14 protein-coding genes and 1 riboswitch are annotated in these 15,737 nt (G+C 51.2%); of the genes, 3 read left to right on the top strand and 11 right to left on the bottom strand.

Features of this window, described 5'->3' with window-relative positions:
- Positions 1–20 precede the first annotated feature (20 nt).
- Together ribD and M1D61_RS08520 are read right to left on the bottom strand one after the other, a co-directional pair.
- A complete protein-coding gene (gene ribD, locus M1D61_RS08525) occupies positions 21–1,124 on the bottom strand; it encodes a bifunctional diaminohydroxyphosphoribosylaminopyrimidine deaminase/5-amino-6-(5-phosphoribosylamino)uracil reductase RibD (RefSeq protein WP_458121957.1) in 1,104 nt (367 codons plus the stop codon).
- Positions 1,125–1,619: 495 nt separating this feature from the next.
- Positions 1,620–1,814, bottom strand: a riboswitch (FMN riboswitch).
- A gap of 339 nt (positions 1,815–2,153) precedes the next feature.
- Entirely contained in the window at positions 2,154–3,755 is a 1,602-nt protein-coding gene (locus M1D61_RS08520; RefSeq protein ID WP_458121956.1) for an amidohydrolase, read from the bottom strand.
- A gap of 408 nt (positions 3,756–4,163) precedes the next feature.
- On the opposite strand from M1D61_RS08520, the gene M1D61_RS08515 reads away from it, so the two are divergent.
- On the top strand, positions 4,164–5,759 hold the full coding sequence (locus M1D61_RS08515; protein ID WP_458121955.1) for a choice-of-anchor I domain-containing protein: 1,596 nt from the start codon (positions 4,164–4,166) through the stop codon (positions 5,757–5,759).
- Between the two features lie 157 nt (positions 5,760–5,916).
- Here M1D61_RS08515 and M1D61_RS08510 read toward each other — a convergent pair whose 3' ends face one another.
- From M1D61_RS08510 to M1D61_RS08490, 5 genes are read right to left on the bottom strand one after another with little or no spacing between them, the layout of a single operon-like run.
- Positions 5,917–6,633 carry a GntR family transcriptional regulator gene (locus M1D61_RS08510; protein WP_046214984.1) on the bottom strand — a complete coding sequence of 239 codons (717 nt, stop codon included), beginning with the start codon at positions 6,631–6,633 and terminating at the stop codon, positions 5,917–5,919.
- A gap of 24 nt (positions 6,634–6,657) precedes the next feature.
- Positions 6,658–7,707 (bottom strand): sugar kinase, encoded by a 1,050-nt coding sequence (locus M1D61_RS08505; RefSeq protein ID WP_458121954.1) that lies wholly within the window; start codon positions 7,705–7,707, stop codon positions 6,658–6,660.
- Complete coding sequence (dagF, locus tag M1D61_RS08500) at positions 7,700–8,455, bottom strand: 2-dehydro-3-deoxy-phosphogluconate aldolase (RefSeq protein WP_458121953.1); 756 nt, start codon at positions 8,453–8,455, stop codon at positions 7,700–7,702. The genes M1D61_RS08505 and dagF overlap by 8 nt, the downstream gene beginning before the upstream one ends.
- Before the next feature lie 3 nt (positions 8,456–8,458).
- A complete protein-coding gene (locus tag M1D61_RS08495; protein ID WP_458121952.1) occupies positions 8,459–9,562 on the bottom strand; it encodes a DgaE family pyridoxal phosphate-dependent ammonia lyase in 1,104 nt (367 codons plus the stop codon).
- The gene (locus M1D61_RS08490; RefSeq protein WP_458122454.1) at positions 9,516–10,658 is read right to left on the bottom strand and encodes an amidohydrolase/deacetylase family metallohydrolase; all 1,143 of its coding nucleotides are present in this window, start codon (positions 10,656–10,658) and stop codon (positions 9,516–9,518) included. Before M1D61_RS08490 ends, M1D61_RS08495 begins: the two co-directional genes overlap by 47 nt.
- 227 nt (positions 10,659–10,885) lie before the next feature.
- Between M1D61_RS08490 and M1D61_RS08485 the strand changes: the two genes are divergently transcribed.
- The gene (locus tag M1D61_RS08485) at positions 10,886–11,086 is read left to right on the top strand and encodes a helix-turn-helix transcriptional regulator (protein ID WP_458121951.1); all 201 of its coding nucleotides are present in this window, start codon (positions 10,886–10,888) and stop codon (positions 11,084–11,086) included.
- Between the two features lie 3 nt (positions 11,087–11,089).
- Positions 11,090–11,530, top strand: a complete 441-nt coding sequence (locus M1D61_RS08480; RefSeq protein ID WP_458121950.1) for a hypothetical protein — start codon at positions 11,090–11,092, stop codon at positions 11,528–11,530.
- A gap of 191 nt (positions 11,531–11,721) precedes the next feature.
- Here the strand turns inward: M1D61_RS08480 and M1D61_RS08475 are convergent, their stop codons facing one another.
- From M1D61_RS08475 to M1D61_RS08460, 4 genes are all read right to left on the bottom strand, one after another.
- A complete protein-coding gene (locus M1D61_RS08475; RefSeq protein WP_046214978.1) occupies positions 11,722–12,153 on the bottom strand; it encodes a peptidylprolyl isomerase in 432 nt (143 codons plus the stop codon).
- A 187-nt stretch (positions 12,154–12,340) separates the two neighbouring features.
- Entirely contained in the window at positions 12,341–13,675 is a 1,335-nt protein-coding gene (lysA, locus tag M1D61_RS08470) for a diaminopimelate decarboxylase (protein WP_458121949.1), read from the bottom strand.
- Positions 13,676–13,994: 319 nt separating this feature from the next.
- Positions 13,995–15,353 carry an FtsW/RodA/SpoVE family cell cycle protein gene (locus M1D61_RS08465; RefSeq protein WP_458121948.1) on the bottom strand — a complete coding sequence of 453 codons (1,359 nt, stop codon included), beginning with the start codon at positions 15,351–15,353 and terminating at the stop codon, positions 13,995–13,997.
- Positions 15,350–15,685, bottom strand: coding sequence for a PadR family transcriptional regulator (locus tag M1D61_RS08460; RefSeq protein ID WP_046214975.1), 336 nt, complete (start codon positions 15,683–15,685; stop codon positions 15,350–15,352). Before M1D61_RS08460 ends, M1D61_RS08465 begins: the two co-directional genes overlap by 4 nt.
- Between the last annotated feature and the right edge of the window lie 52 nt (positions 15,686–15,737).

Genomic DNA, 15,737 nt, shown 5'->3' with positions numbered 1-15,737 from the left:
GAATATTGATTTTTTTACTTTTACAGATGATGGTAGACTGCACGACCACTGATACAGACGTTGTCGCCTAGCTGCCGCACTTCCATCTGATCCAGCGTCACCGCCTGATTCATCTTCTCGAATCCGTCCAAGGTAAAGGTAGACATTCCGCCGCCAATCAGCTTGGGAGCGAAGAAGAGCGTCACGCGATCGACCAGACCGGCTTCGAGCATCGCTCCGTTCAGCCGGCCGCCTCCTTCGAGCAAAATGGAGGATAGCTCCTGCTCACCCAGTGTACGCATCGCCAGCGGCAGATCCACCTGTGGTCCATCGCCGCAGATCAGTATACGTACACCCTTTTGCTGCTCCAGCTGCCGGATTCGATCAGGGTCAGTCTGTGACGTTGTAATAATGATCGTATCGGCTTCTTCCGTATTCAGCAGCCGGGCTCCATCCGGAATACTCAGTCTGGAGTCAATTACGATCCGTACCGGATGGATACCGGGCACGGCGGTACGGGTCGTCAGTTCAGGATCATCTGCCAGTACCGTTCCGATACCGACCATAATGCCCTGGTGACGGTGACGCATCCCATGGACACGTTCGCGGGCATCACCATTGGAGATCCATTTGCTGTCGCCTGTGCGTGAAGCGAGACGTCCATCGAGCGTACTGGCGGTCTTGAGCGTAACGAATGGCATCCTGGTCGTGATGTATTTGTTAAATGTCTCGTTCAGCCGCTCCGAACGCTCCGCCAGTACACCGGTAACGACTTCTATACCATGACTGCGCAGCCGCTTGATGCCGGAACCGGCAACCTGCGGGTTCGGATCTACGGCGGCAACGACGACACGCTTGACCTTTTCCTGGATCAGACGGTCGCTGCATGGTGGGGTCTTGCCATAGTGGCTGCACGGTTCAAGCGTCACATAAGCGGTCGCTCCCTCCGCTTCGGTGCCAGCCATATTGAGCGCATGAACTTCCGCATGACCGGTACCTCGCTTGAGATGGGCACCCATGCCGACAATCCGTCCGTCCTTGACAACGACACAGCCGACCACCGGGTTAATATCCGTCTGCCCCTGAGCTCTCTCTGCCATATCCAGTGCAAGTGACATATAAAATTCATCGTTTAATACGTTCATATTCAAGGCTCCTTTGGGTGAGTGGCGTTTCGTATTAGGTCAGCTGCTGTCCAGCACGAAACACACATAGTTACTATTAATAATATAGTAACAAAAATATATCTTTCTAACAATCTCACCTGATGCATATACAAAAAGCCCCGCGACTCGGTATATAACCGGGTCAACGGGGCTGTGTATCAGACAGGAAATCAGAATTGTCATTTATGGGTTCCGGCAGACAGGGTCGTCAAAAAACCTTGGATCTGCGAAATGGCCTTCAGCTGTACAACGTACGACAGACCGATACGGCAAATACACGCAAACCTTTAAAAAGGTCTCGACTCTCCTGTGCATTATGGACATAACTCATACGGTTGTACAGCTGCAAGATAATCTTACAGCTCGCTCTCTGGTATAACATGACATACGAAAAATGCCTGCCAGAAATAAACCGATGACTATATGTGAATTAAATGACAACTCTAGTACGACCGTTATGATAACGGTGGTACCGTTTCTCCTCTCCCATCCAGACTATACTGTCGGCTCCGGATTCTCACCAGATCCACCGCATCCGGCCAGCAGGCACAGATAACGGGTCACGGACTTAGAGCTTCGTATTCAGCAGCAGGCTCCATGAATGGAGTCGCATCCAAATATTGTCTCAACACCGCCGGTGGGGAATTTCGCCCCGCCCCGAGGATAAAATATTATCGAATTTTATGGTCACTTCTCACGTCTGCAGTTGTTTGCAGCGTGCTGGTGAAATCATACCATTTTACTTGGTGAAAATCAAGAAAGTACATTTTGATGTGACGATTTTTACTTCATCCACTCCAGAAAGGAATAAAGGCACATCCTCCGGTTAAGCCTGGATATCTTTTGTTGTAATGGGTAAATGAAGATCTCCAGGCTTAAAGCAGTAAGATATTTTGCTCCGCAAAAATCACTTCTTATCTTGAACCTCCCGTTTCAAAGGAATTGGCGGGCTTTTATTTATGTTCATTTTGTATCAATTGCGTATATTAACCGGGAACAGCTCTTGTACTACGCACGGTAGCCAATTTCACCGTTTACGACAGTCATGCGCACCTGTGCTTGCAGCAGGGTGTCGGCTCCTTGGTAGATATCGCGGTCCAGGGCGGTGAAGTCGGCGGCTTTGCCGATCTGGATGGAGCCGCGCTGGTTTTGTTCGGCGACTGCGGCGGCGCTGCCGGTTGTAAACAGCTGTACGGCCTCATGGATGCTCAGTCGTTCTTCGGGCAGATAGCCTTCAGCGGGTTCCATCATATCGGGTCTGCGCCGGGTGACAGCGGCGTGCAGGCCGAGCAGTGGGTTCAACGGTTCGATAGGGGCATCACTGCCTCCGGCGCAGACGACGCCGGCGGTGAGCATCTTTTTCCAGGCGTACAGATACTCTGTACGTTCCAAGCCTACCCGGTCCATTACCCATGGGAAATCACTGGCAACGAATCTTGGCTGAATATCGGCGATCATTTGCAGCCGGGTCATTCGCTCCAGCAGGGAAGCGTCCAGTACCTGGGCATGGATAAAGCGGTCCGGCAGATGGCTGATACCCTGCAGCGGATAGGCTTCCATGGCGGACAGCGTCATATCTGCTGCACCGTCTCCGATCGCATGAACCGCAATTGGGAATCCGAGGCGCCGCGCATAGGCGGTAATCTCGTTCAGTCGCTCCTGTGGATGAATCGCCATGCCTTTGGTCGCCGGTGCATCGCTGTAAGGCTGCTGCAGCAGCGCAGTCCGGCCGCCGATCGCTCCATCCGAGAAAATCTTGGCTGCGCCGATCCGCATCCATTCGTCGCCATCTCCGGCACGCAGTCCCAGCGCTTCGGCTTCCTGCAGATGCGTATAATAAATTAGCTGATGGCTGCGGAAATGCAGCCCCTCTTCGCGCAGCTCCCGGTAAATCCGCAGCATATTGTCGATACTGCCGAGAAAGCGCAAATCTTCGGTATGTGCGCCGGTCAGTCCGAGCCGCAGTCCATCTTCACAAGCGCGGCGAATCGCATTTTTGCGGGTGATGTAATCGGGTTCCGGCTGTACGGCGGTAAAAGCCATATTGGCTTCCTCATACACCCAGCCGTTCAGTTCGCCCGCTTCGTCGCGCCCGTAAGCGCCGGATGGAGGATCAGGGGTGGCTGCCGTTACACCGGCACGACGGAACGCTTCACTGTTCGCCAGATACGCATGAAAACAGGTCCGGGTCAGATAGACCGGATGATCGGTCGTGATCTCATCCAGCTCCCGGCGCAGCGGCGGCACAGCTGGAGTGAAGGCATTTTCATTCCAGTTCAGGCCCAGAATCCATTCACCGGCAGGCGTAATACGGACCCGTTCGCGGATCATATGCAGCATCTCTTCCCTGGATCGCACATCGGAAAAGTCCAGCATGGACAGCTTCATTCCATGCATCGACAAATGCATATGCGAATCGACCAGTCCAGGCAGCACAGCTGCGCCTTCCCAATCTACGGTATTGTACTGTGAACCTGTCAGCTGCAGCTGCAGCTCACGGGTGCTTCCTATGGCCCGGATCATTCCATCCTCGGTATAGATTGCATCCGCCCCGGCAGGCAGACCGGTATGCGGGTTGAAGCGGCCATTTACAAATAAGGTTCCCGGCATATGTATTCTCCTTATCACGGATATATGTCCGCGTATGATGTAGTGTGATACCCTGTCATTTTAGCATAATCCAAGTTTTACAAACCAGCTGATTTGCTTTAACGCTGGAGATATGGTTGGTTGCTAGACTGCTTACAGTGAAAGTTTTGTGCACCTTCAGATGTATGATTGTACGGATGAAATGTTGCAGCATATATTTTTTGACATCGCTTGTTTTAATATTATGTGTTGTTAGCATCAATCACTACGGAAAGGAATAAGGGCACGTCCTCCAGGCTTAAAAATCGTCCTTTGCCCTTATTTCCTTTCTTTCGTTCCGTGCGGATACAACATTTGTACGTGCTTTGTTTATATATGCATATCCATTTTGTATGCTGTACTCATTATAAATAAAAGGGGCGTTTGTTGATGATTCAGGGAAAAGGTATACATAGCAAGAAACTGGCAAAGCGTCTGGCTTTGCTGACGACGGTGGCAGTACTTGGAGGCAGTCTGGTGAGCGGTGGGCATTTGGCGGCTGCGGCCAAGGCGGATATTTCGCTGCGTACTACGGTGCAGAATATGCAGGGCAAGATTAGCTGGAATGGGGCTTCCCAGAAAGCGGTCGTGACCGCTGGGGGTGTCACGCTCTCCCTTCGTTCGGGCAGTACGATGGCTATGCTCGCAGGCAAGGCGATTCGACTGGATCAGGCACCGGTATTCCGTAATGGCACGCTGTATGTGTCAGAGCACACGACCGGGCAGCTGCAGCAGGCTGTGCTGGCCAAGCAGAATCAGACAGGCTATACGCTGGCTGCTTCTTTTCAGATGCCTTTGGACAAAGCCGAGATCGCTTCTTCCACACCGGATGGCAAGCGTCTGGTCGTGACCGAAGCGGATGAAGGCAGCATTACAATTCTGGATATCGCCAATATCCATCAGACTAAAGTCGCCAAAACGGTCAGCTTCCATTCTCTTTCTGCCAAAGCCGAAGTCACCAGTGTAGCGGTAATGCCAGATGGCAAATATGCGCTGGCTGTCATTCGTACCGGTGACAACAAAAATGAAGCCAACCCAGGCATACTCGCAGTCGTGGATCTGGCCAGCTACAAGATAGCCAAAACATATCCGCTTGGTATTGGACCCGATTCGATCGCTATTTCCAAAGATGGCACCTATGCGGTCATTGCGATTGAAGATGAAGAGTTGGACCCGGCTACGGAAGAATTCGATTATCCAAATGCTAAGCGTCCCGGCAGCATTACAATTGTCCAGTTCAACCAGGCCAATGCGCTGGACGGCACGGTGACCGATCTTCCTGTCGATCTGAGTGGTGTAAAAGGAGCCATCTATCCGCATGAGCCGCAGCCCGAGTATGTTGCCATCAATGAAGCAGGCACCACAGCGGCTGTAACGCTGCAGGAAAACAACGTCATTGCCCTCGTTGATCTGGACAGCAAGCAGATTACCCGCATGTTCGCTCTCGGAACGACCCGCCATGCAGCGGATCTCAAAGACGATGGCAAAGTGTCTTTTACCGATACGATGACCGGGCGTTATGAACCGGATGGCATTGCCTTTACCCCGGACGGTCAGTATGTGATCACCGCCAACGAAGGCGACCTGGGCAAAAACGAATTCAAGGATGGCGTCAAAGCAGGCGGCCGCAATATTGCCGTCTGGGATCTGCAGGGCAACCGCGTCTATGACAGCGGCAATCTGATCGACCGCGCAGCAGCACAGGCCGGATTGTACCCGGATGATCGCAGTCCCAACAAAGGCAGCGAAGTCGAGAATCTGACGGTATCCATTGTAAATGGAAAATCGGTTCTCGCCGTGGCCTCCGAACGCGCGGATGCTGTTTTATTCTTTGACATCGGCAATCCGGCCCAGCCGGTATACAAAGGCCTGATTCCAACGGCAGGCGAATCACCAGAAGGCATCCACCGGGTCAACGGACGCAATCTGTTCGTCAGCGCGGACGAGAGTACCGGCACGATCAGCTTTTACGCCCCGGCTAAATAAACGAATCATCGAATTCACCAACCAAATAAAATAACGAAAAAGGACAAGCTACTCTCAGGAAGCCTGTCCTTTTTCGTTATGCGGTTGATTCCGGAATCAGCCGTACAGCGAACCTGCTATATCGATATCTCTATGCAGCCGGTACCTTGATTACCTATTACACATCATAATTAACAAGATAATGCTGAAGCTCTGTATTGTAAAAACCTTTGCTGTATTCGATCAGATTACCGTCCGTATCATAGGAATACCGCAGCCGCTGCAGCAGCGCTGTATCTTCTTTTACCCGCAGCAGCACCTCGGTTGCAAAGTCCGCCGTCGCCACCGTAAAGCTGTCCCGGAAATTATGCAGCTCGATTCCGTATTCTTCAATAAGATCGTACATTGACTGCAGTTCCAGGCCTTTCAGTTCCAATGATAGCGGAAATACCGGTGCCAGGTAATTCACATAATGAATATACGGCTGTTCATCCAGCCAGTACAGGCGTTCCACCTTGAGACAGCGCGGACCAAACAGCCGATAGATCTCGCTGTCGGGTTCGTTGGTCACCCAGACCGAATGCAACAGCTGCTTGCGGATCTGATGCCCTTCTTCGACCAGCAGCTCGGTGAACCGTTTGCCTTTGGACAATCGGGAAAGGGATGTGTTGCGGATCACGGTCGTACCGACGCCGCTGCGCTTCTCCACATATCCCTCCTGGGCCAGCTCCTGTACCGCGTTACGGACGGTCATTTTACTGACACCAAATTCATTTTCCAGCTGCGGCTCGGAAGGGATCGTCGTTCCCATTGGATAGACGCCGTGCAGAATCCGGTCTTTGATAATTTTCTTGACCTGCAAATAAAGAGGTCCTTTTTTTCGCGTAATGGACATGAAATGTCCCTGCCTTTCTGCTGGTCATCTGTCTACATCCCTGCTCTGCTCTGTCATGGCCTGCCGGATCTCCATATCGGTCGATAACGGAGTATCTCCGGTAACCGTATGGGCCAGCATGGCAGCGGTCGCCGCATAATCAGCAGTCTGCTGCAGTTCTAGGCCAGTTAATTGACCATGAATAATACCGGCGGTATAGGCATCACCTGCGCCAATCCGGTCATGCACGGGAAACGTAAGCAGCCGGGAAAAGACAAATGAACCGTTCTTGTAAATATAGCCTTGCAGTGAATGGGTGTTATCTTCATGAATCGCCCGGTGCGTTCCGGCGATTACAGCAATATCATACTTCCTGGCGACCTGTGGAATCAATTGTTTTAATTGATCAAGGCGATCTGTCGATTCTGCAGGCATACCGAGTATGCCTGTTGCATCCCGTTCGTTCATCATGACGATGTCCGCATGGGCCAGCATTTCTTCATAATGCGGACGGGCCATCTCATAACTGTCATGGCCCCATAGTGACGGACGGTAATTGCAGTCCAGCACAACCTGCCCACCCTGCTCTCGTACCGCTGCTGCCAGCCGCTTCATCTGCTGGCGCACACTTTCGTTCATTGCCAGTGTAATACCGCAGAAATGGATCAGCTGCACCCGTTGAGCGATCTGTTCATACGGATAGTTGTCCGGATCGGCTGTATTGAAGCTGCTGCCCAGGCGATCCGTATAGGTCACCCGTCCGGGTCGCGGACCGAATCCATTCTCCAGAAAGTACATACCGATATATTTGCCGCTGCGCTGGATCAGTGAGGTCGAGATGCCCAGCCGGCGCAGATAGGCGATCGCCGCTTCACCCAGCGGATTGGACGGCAGCGTAGTGATCAGATAGCCGTCATGACCGAACCGGGACAGCGCCGAAGTAATATTTACCCCTGTGCCGGAAAATGTATATTTCAGTTCACTGCCCTGCGTCAGTGTCTCGTAGCCGGGCACCTGCAGCCGCATCATCACTTCGCCAAAAGCCGCTACACGGCAGCCTGTTCCCATCTGTACATCTGCAGAGGTCTCATGCATAACGATCCACCAGTTCGGTCATCGTATGGTGCAGTGTCTGTACATGCTCCACTATCGTATCCCCGCTGCCGGAATCGATAATGGAGGAGTACACATGCGGAATTACCTGCGGCACTCCCGCTTCCAGTGCAATCTGCACAATTCGCTCAAAATTATGCAGCTCAATGCCTCCGGTCGGCTCCAGGGCAAAATGCTCCTGCGCACAGGCGGCTGCGACCGCGCGGTACTCCTCCTCCAGCTCCAGCCCTTTCATCGGAAAATACTTGATCGCATTGCCGCCCATATCACGAATCAGCGCAATCGCTGCCTTGACCGGTACGACAGCCTGATCGGCACAGGCGGCACTGGCAGGACCCGTGGAGATATTCACGTATCCCGGCTTCCCGCTCGGTGAGACCAGGCTGTTGATCCAGCTGTCCCTACTGCCCAGATTCGCACGTGTGGCGCCTACAGCCGGGAATACCTGATTGATATGTGCACCCGCGTAGCTGCGGGCAATCTCGGCGACCACTGCCGCCTGACGGTTGTCCCCTGCTCCAAGCCCGATCGACACCGCATCCTCTATCGCTTCACCATAGGCCATCATCGCTTCCACCGCGGACTCGGCATCGGGATAGTTCTTGGACAGCACGCCGACCAGTACATATCCCTGAGCGGCTTCAAATACCTGCTTTGCATTATTGATACTGCCTGCCAGCACATTGAGTGCCGCGCGGCCGCGGTACAGTCTTGCGGATAAATTGGTCATATGTCAGCCTCCTGTAATTTCCCGTATCCGGCTTGCAATGATCTCCAGATCATCACCCAGCAGCGGCCGCGGATCAATATCAAAAAAGCCCTGCTTCACTCCATAATCCCGTGTATAAATGGCGATCTCACCTTCACGCAGCCGGTCATTCACTTCCTGCGCGGTCAGACTGGCTGCTGATGGATCAATATGTACCCTGCCCCGGAAAATCGCCCGGCCCGCTTCATCCTGAACAATCGTGACGGTGATGCCCTGCTGACCGGACAGCGGCAGCAATATATCCTGAAGGTTCTGCTTCTCCTGCTGGCTCCGATCCGGCTTGTCCTGATATTCATCCAGTGCCTGCAGCAGACCGAATGTCGTCTCCTTGCCCACCTTCATGCTGCGTCCGATCCCGTGCAGCTGCGTCTTCAGCCATTCCACGTACATCCGTTTACCGGCTACGATGCCGGAGGTCGGCCCTTCGATAGCTTTGGAGCCGCTGAAGATGACCAGATCGGAATATGGAATATACCGGGACAGTTCTTCCTCGGCGGCAGCATCGATAATCATCGGAATATGATGACGATGAGCCACCTCCCACGTTTCTTCAAAGGAAATCATGTTCTTCTGCACGGCATGATGGGATTTGACATACAAAATGGCGGCGGTATGCTCGTTAATCGCTTCTTCCAGATGCTCGGCGCGGCCTTCATTGGCATAACCAACCTCGACCACCCTGCCGCCGCCCAGATAGACCATCGTCTCGACTGGCGCGCCGTACTGGACGTTGTGGCCTTTGAACATCAGAATCTCGCTGCGGACAATAGGTTCCTGATGAAGCCGCAGACTGCGGCGAAGATTCCCTTCCGTAACGATCGCCGCGACCGAGAGTGCAATCCCGCTGGAAGCCGAGTTGACGACCACCGCCGCTTCCGAACCGATCAGCCGGGCGATATAATCACCCGCTTTATTAACCAGATCGGCGATCTCCACATAGCTCTGACCGCCTGTTTTCATCGCCTCCATCACCGCATCTGTCGGTGCAGATACACCCAGAATGCTCATTCGTCCACTGGCATTAATGACCCGCTTGAGTCCGTACTTGACATGTAAAGAATGTCCCATCTTTGACGACTCCCTTCGCTTCGATATGTCGGTCTGCTGTACGCTGTTCTCCCTCCGAGTCGGTCAGTATGACCGGTCCCGGCTCAATGGCAAACAGGGTCAGATCCGCCTGTTCGCCAGGCTGCATGCCGGCCAGTTTCGGACGATTCAGCCACTGCGCCGCATGGGTCGTTACCGCTTCCATAATGTCTTTCAATTCATAGCCCAGATACAGAAATTTGCTGAGTACATTCGACATATTATACACCGGTCCATCCAGCCGGTTACGACGGTAAATATCCGTGCTGATCGTATACAGGGGAATGCCTGCATCTCTCGCCTGCTCGGCTACCGCAAAAGAAAAACTGGCCGATCCATGACCCACATCCAGATGAATCCCCCGCTGCAGGGCAGCGATCAGTTCAGGCAAGGGCTGAGCCTGCTCATCAAACAGATTATTGGATTTGCCATTTAGATAATGGGTGACAATGTCTCCGGATTCCAGCAGACTCAGCACCTCGCGGATATCCGGCGGTCCCGAGCCGATATGTACCATCAATGGCAGATTCACCTGTGCAGATAACTGCCTTGCCCGCCGCAGCGGTTCAATACCCAGATCCTGTACCACACTGGCGCTGATTCTTGCTTTCAGTCCGACGATATGACCGGGGTGCTGCTGCACCGCTTCTTGTACCCGAGCTGCATCAATCCATTCCAGATTGGACAGTTCATCTACCCGGTGCAGTCCAATTCGCGAAATATTCAGAAAGGCCAGCAGCGATGTCCGTGTATCCACGCTCTGCTGCACCAGCTGGTGAATATCATCGCCGCCGCAGCTGCCGGCGTCCACAATCGTCGTCACGCCATGCCGGATACCAATCTCATCAATCTCATCCCCGTAGGGAGACAGCTCGGAATAAGCGTGAACATGCATATCAATCCAGCCGCTGGTGACATACCACCCGTCACAATCAATCTGCTGCGTTCCTGGTTGGACAGAATCCTGCTGCATTAGACCGGATGGATGAATCGAGGAAATAATTCCATCCATCATCAGTACATCCACCTGCTCTCCGCTTAGCAGCATCGCCTTGCGCAGCAGCAGTCTATGCGGCACATCCGTATTATGTTGCATTTGCCTTCATCTCCTGACCTGGATACGTACAATTCAAATACTGCTTCAACGCTTCATAGTGACAGAGCCAACTGGCATATGATTACTTGTTATATAAATTAGCACAGATCATTACAAAAATAAACATAACGTTATTATGTTTAACGAAAATGTAATTTATATTTTACATTACGGAATATATATGTTACATATATGTAGAGGTGACTGATTTGGGAAATAGAGTAAGAAATGCCCGCATTCAGGTGGGATTGACACAGCAGCAGCTCGCCGACCGAACCGGCGTAACCCGCCAGACGATCAGTCTGATTGAGAAAGGCAGCTATAATCCTACACTGCGTCTGTGTCTGGAAATTTGTTATGCGGTCAATCAGTCGCTGGATGAACTATTCTGGACAGACAGGGAGGACTAAATTATGCGACCGATCAAGGATGAACGACTCGTTATGCAGAATCTAAAAAACATCCGTCTTGCCTTTGGCGTGCAAAGCGCAGGGATTGCCATCATTCTGCTGTATACACTGGTAAAGTATGGGCTGGAAGAGATGATAGCGCAGCCGATATGGATTGTATTTATGCTGACGGCGATGACTCTTGGCTATGCCAATCTGAGAATTTCCGTAGATATGGATCGTTCCGAGACTGCCCGCAAACCCAAGCCTTACCTGTACAATCTGATTCTGGCGGCAGGAGCCGGGATTATTGCCGGTGGTGCAGTATGGTTTAGCCAGCCGGAGCATTCGATGCGGGATGCACTTATTGTAGGAGGAGTTGTGTTTGCGTGTCTGCTGATCCCGTATTCGATTGTCTATTATTTGCAGCGCAAAAAAGCACAGGATGAGCAGGAAGAGGATTGATCTATAGTTCGATAACTCTATACAATAGAACACCAAAGTATATATATCCATACTGTCTTTCTCACTGCACATACAAATGCATATCAAAAACAGGCTGCCCGGTATCAATATGACACCGAACAGCCTGTCTGCTCGCTGGCAGGCTGCATTACACAGCCGCCAAGCGATATCATTTCATAAGTAATTATAAATTATGCTTCTACCACTTCTACAGTTTCCATTTTGTCGCGGCCCTGGAATGCGTCAACGTATTCCATACCTTTTACGACTTTACCGAAAACAGTGTGCTGTCCATCCAGGTGAGGCTGTGGCTGGTAAGCGATGTAGAACTGGCTTCCGCCTGTGTTGCGGCCGGCGTGAGCCATAGCCAGGGAACCGCGCTCGTGTTTGTTCGGGTTGATTTCGCAATCGATCATGTAACCTGGACCACCAGTACCTGTACCGTTCGGGCATCCGCCCTGAGCTACGAAACCTGGGATTACACGGTGGAAGACAAGACCGTTGTAGAACCCTTCACTTGCCAGTTTCTCAAAGTTGGCAACCGTATTAGGAGCATCCTGATCGAACAGATCGATAACTACCTCGCCGCCATTTTCCAATTTGATTTTAGCCTGTTTTGCCATAATCATCTATCTCCTCTCGTGTATCAGCGTTATTGAGTGTATTCAACAAGCTGTATATTAAAAATACATACAGGATGCCATGCTGAATACCCGTAAAGGCGATCAGCACAGCACCCTATCAGTTTACTATGAAATTCATTTCAACGCAAAAGATTATAACCATCCCTGCATATTCTCTACCTGTGAATCAGCTGCGCAAAGCGGCCGATGCCTGCAGACGCGTCGGAATTCGGTCATTGCCGACCAGATCTTCATAGCTCTCGCGGCTGACGATTACTTCACTCTGTCCATCCTGAACGAGCACGACGGCCGGACGACGCAGACGGTTATAATTGCTGGCCATCGAGTAGTTGTAGGCACCGGTACAGGCCACAGCGAGCAGGTCGCCGGATACCGGATGAGCCAGCTCAATATCCCAGATCAGCATATCGCCGCTCTCACAGCATTTGCCGGCGACCGATACGAGCTCGGACGTTTCATCCGCCGCACGATTGGCGATCACCGCTTCATACTTGGCATCATAGAGGGCTGTACGCGGGTTATCCGACATGCCGCCATCAACAGAGACGTATTTGCGGATGCCGGGGATGTCCTTGCTCGTTCCTACCGTATACAGCGTCGTACCGGCATCGCCGACGATGCTGCGTCCCGGCTCGATCCAGATCTGCGGCACAGTTCCTTCACTGTCGGCAAAATGCTTTTTGACCGATTCGGCAATCGCCTGCACATAATCGGACACCTGCAGCGGACTGTCTGCTTCGGTATACCGGATGCCAAAGCCACCGCCCAGATTGATAACGGAAAAGTGAATATCTTTCTCGTCCTGCAGCTGACGGGCAAACTCCGACACACGCTGAGCTGCCACTTCAAACCCATCCACTTCAAAAATCTGCGACCCGATATGCGAGTGCAAACCGAGCAGTTCAACACTGGACAGCTGATCCGCCTGAACAACTGCCTCATATGCAGAGCCGTTGCCGATATCGAATCCGAATTTGGAATCTTCCTGTCCGGTAGAGATAAATTCATGCGTATGCGCTTCGACACCAGGAGTAACGCGCAGCAGAATCTTCGGCTGCAGCCCTTTCTCCGCAGCGATCGCGTTCAGCAGATGCAGCTCGATCAGGTTATCGACCACAAAACAGCCGATACCTGCATCCAGTGCGAGTTCCAGCTCCTCCGGCGTCTTGTTATTGCCATGAAAATGGATGCGTTCCACCGGGAACCCGGCCTGCATCGCCGTATACAGTTCTCCGTCGGAGACCACATCCAGCGACAGCCCTTCTTCTTCTACAATGCGGCACATCGCCATGGTACAGAATGCCTTGCTCGCATAAGCGACCTGAAATTGCATCCCCGTCGCGCGGAAAGCGTCCATATATTCCCGGCAGCGCTGACGGATTAATTGTTCGTCCATAATATATAAAGGGGTGCCATACTGCTCTTTCAGAGCAACCGTATCACAGCCGCCGATCTCCAGATGTCCCTGCTCATTAATCTTGCTTGTTCCATGTAAATACATCGTTGTCCTCCGTTCGTTCATTTGAATGTACAGTCAGTATAGAACGGTTCCCACAGGTGCAGAATGGACTATTGTACTGAACATTTGTATTATATGGGGCTATTGTGAATGGCCCCGGATGGAATTTGGTCTTCCTTTTATTGTAACATTTAGAGACGAGATATGGACCTGGATTATATGATTTTTAACAATTTATATTCCGGTAATACAATAACTTTTGTATAGAAATTATATTTTCTTGTATGAAGTGTAAATAATTTTAGTATAAATCTTTCGCTGGAGACATCTCTTCCGTACAGTTATTTGATAACTATCGCAGTCATAGAACCTTCTTGGACACAGAAATCAGTTTTTTGCGACGATAGATGCCCAGCATCATCCCGATAGCCGCATAGCTGAGAATTGTAGCTGTAGCACCATAACTAAAGAATGGCATATACATAGTTGTAAATGGCAGCACACCGGTAGAAGCTCCCAGTGTATACAGCAATTGCCCGATCAGCATCACTGCTAATGAAGTGAATACGAGCTGTCCGTACGGATCTGTAATCAAACGTACGGTCGTCAGACACCGGGTAATGAATATGGCTATGACAAGCAGCAGTACCCCTGCAGCAATCCAGCCAAAAGCGTAGGCGAAATAGGTGAACACCAATTGGGACGGTGAATACGGAAGATGATCGGCTCGTACGCCAAATCCCTGTCCCCACCAACCTGCACTGCGGACAGAATGCATAATCTGAAATCTATTGTAGGCATAATTCGGATCTGGCGCTGCGAAAGAAAATGTCTCCGTAATTCGATTCCATGCCTGCTTGTTTTTGAACAAGGTTAGCCCAACGCTTGCTGCAAAAGCTGCAGAAAGTGCAACAATCAGTCGGCGGTTACCGCCTGCACGGCCATACATCATGGCAACCGCAACAATATAGAAAATCAGTGTCAGCCAGTGAGTCATGCCAAAAGCAAAATATAAGCCTGCAGGCAAAATCATCGCAGCCAGAACAGCAAGATGGGATCTGCTCTTCCAGTTAACCGTTGACCAATCCTGCCGGGACAGTATACCCGCTATAGCGATCAGATAAGCGTATATCCCCAATGCCCAGCAATCCAGTGAAACAGGTCCAATCACTGCATAATACCACCCTTTTCCTTCAAAATTTATTCTCGAAGGGACGTGGAATAACAGTAACTCCGCGATCAGGGTAAACCCATAGAGATGCCAGGCATATCGACTGAACAGACGATAATCCAGAAAATAAAAGACTATAAACACTATCATTCCCAGAATGCTAAAAAAAAGCTGGAAATCGATCATTGCACTGTGGTAATCTGCTTCGCTGTAACCTGCACTAAAGGAGAAAACAGTCAAAAGCCCCATGGCGGCTACCATTCCGATAAGCAGTAGCAGCTTCCAGTTGAGAACAGGTTTATGTATATTTCTAAAAGAGCGGTTCAATGCATCGGCATCTCCCATTTGATCAATCGCCCACAGCATCGCTTCCTCCTCCGGGTAACCTTCTTCCTGTCTGCTGGCTGCCAGTTCATCCAGATGGGACTGCATTTCCATACGTATTTCCTCACGGATTGCTTTGGAACGAATTCCCTTGCCAACGGTATTCAGAAATTGCCGGGAACATTCGGCAGCACTCTGTGTATGCCGAGATTGGTGTATGCTCATCCCATACTCTCCTTTCCAATGACCCTATCGACTGCATTTTTGAACAGATTCCACTCTCGTGTTTTTTCCTGAAGCTGCGCGATTCCTGTCTCTGTAATCGAATAGTATTTGCGCTTCCTGCCGCTGCTCTCCTGCCAGTAAGATTCTACCCAGCGTTCGGACTCCATGGCATGAAGGATCGGATACAATGTGCCTTCTTTTAGCGAAAATATGCCCTGGGAACTTTGTTCCAGCTCTTTGATCAATTCATAGCCGTACATATCTTTTTGTGATAAAAGCGTCAGTACAAGTGTACCTGTAGAGCCCTTGAGCAGCTCTTTGCTGATTTTCATGCTGACCCTCCTTCTTTTAACATACCTAGTATATCTATGCATAGAATTATGA

The organism is Paenibacillus sp. Z6-24, assembly GCF_054161335.1.
This window is presented reverse-complemented; position numbering and strand designations above follow the sequence as displayed.

Excerpts from the sequence above, each read along its gene's own strand:
- M1D61_RS08480 (WP_458121950.1), top strand. The coding sequence starts at position 11,090 with ATGCGACCGATCAAGGATGAACGACTCGTTATGCAGAATCTAAAAAAC.
- M1D61_RS08510 (WP_046214984.1), bottom strand. The coding sequence starts at position 6,633 with ATGTCCATTACGCGAAAAAAAGGACCTCTTTATTTGCAGGTCAAGAAA.
- M1D61_RS08465 (WP_458121948.1), bottom strand. The coding sequence starts at position 15,353 with ATGAGCATACACCAATCTCGGCATACACAGAGTGCTGCCGAATGTTCC.
- lysA (WP_458121949.1), bottom strand. The coding sequence starts at position 13,675 with ATGTATTTACATGGAACAAGCAAGATTAATGAGCAGGGACATCTGGAG.
- M1D61_RS08475 (WP_046214978.1), bottom strand. The coding sequence starts at position 12,153 with ATGGCAAAACAGGCTAAAATCAAATTGGAAAATGGCGGCGAGGTAGTT.
- M1D61_RS08460 (WP_046214975.1), bottom strand. The coding sequence starts at position 15,685 with ATGAAAATCAGCAAAGAGCTGCTCAAGGGCTCTACAGGTACACTTGTA.
- ribD (WP_458121957.1), bottom strand. The coding sequence starts at position 1,124 with ATGAACGTATTAAACGATGAATTTTATATGTCACTTGCACTGGATATG.
- M1D61_RS08515 (WP_458121955.1), top strand. The coding sequence starts at position 4,164 with ATGATTCAGGGAAAAGGTATACATAGCAAGAAACTGGCAAAGCGTCTG.
- M1D61_RS08505 (WP_458121954.1), bottom strand. The coding sequence starts at position 7,707 with ATGCATGAGACCTCTGCAGATGTACAGATGGGAACAGGCTGCCGTGTA.
- M1D61_RS08495 (WP_458121952.1), bottom strand. The coding sequence starts at position 9,562 with ATGGGACATTCTTTACATGTCAAGTACGGACTCAAGCGGGTCATTAAT.
- M1D61_RS08520 (WP_458121956.1), bottom strand. The coding sequence starts at position 3,755 with ATGCCGGGAACCTTATTTGTAAATGGCCGCTTCAACCCGCATACCGGT.
- dagF (WP_458121953.1), bottom strand. The coding sequence starts at position 8,455 with ATGACCAATTTATCCGCAAGACTGTACCGCGGCCGCGCGGCACTCAAT.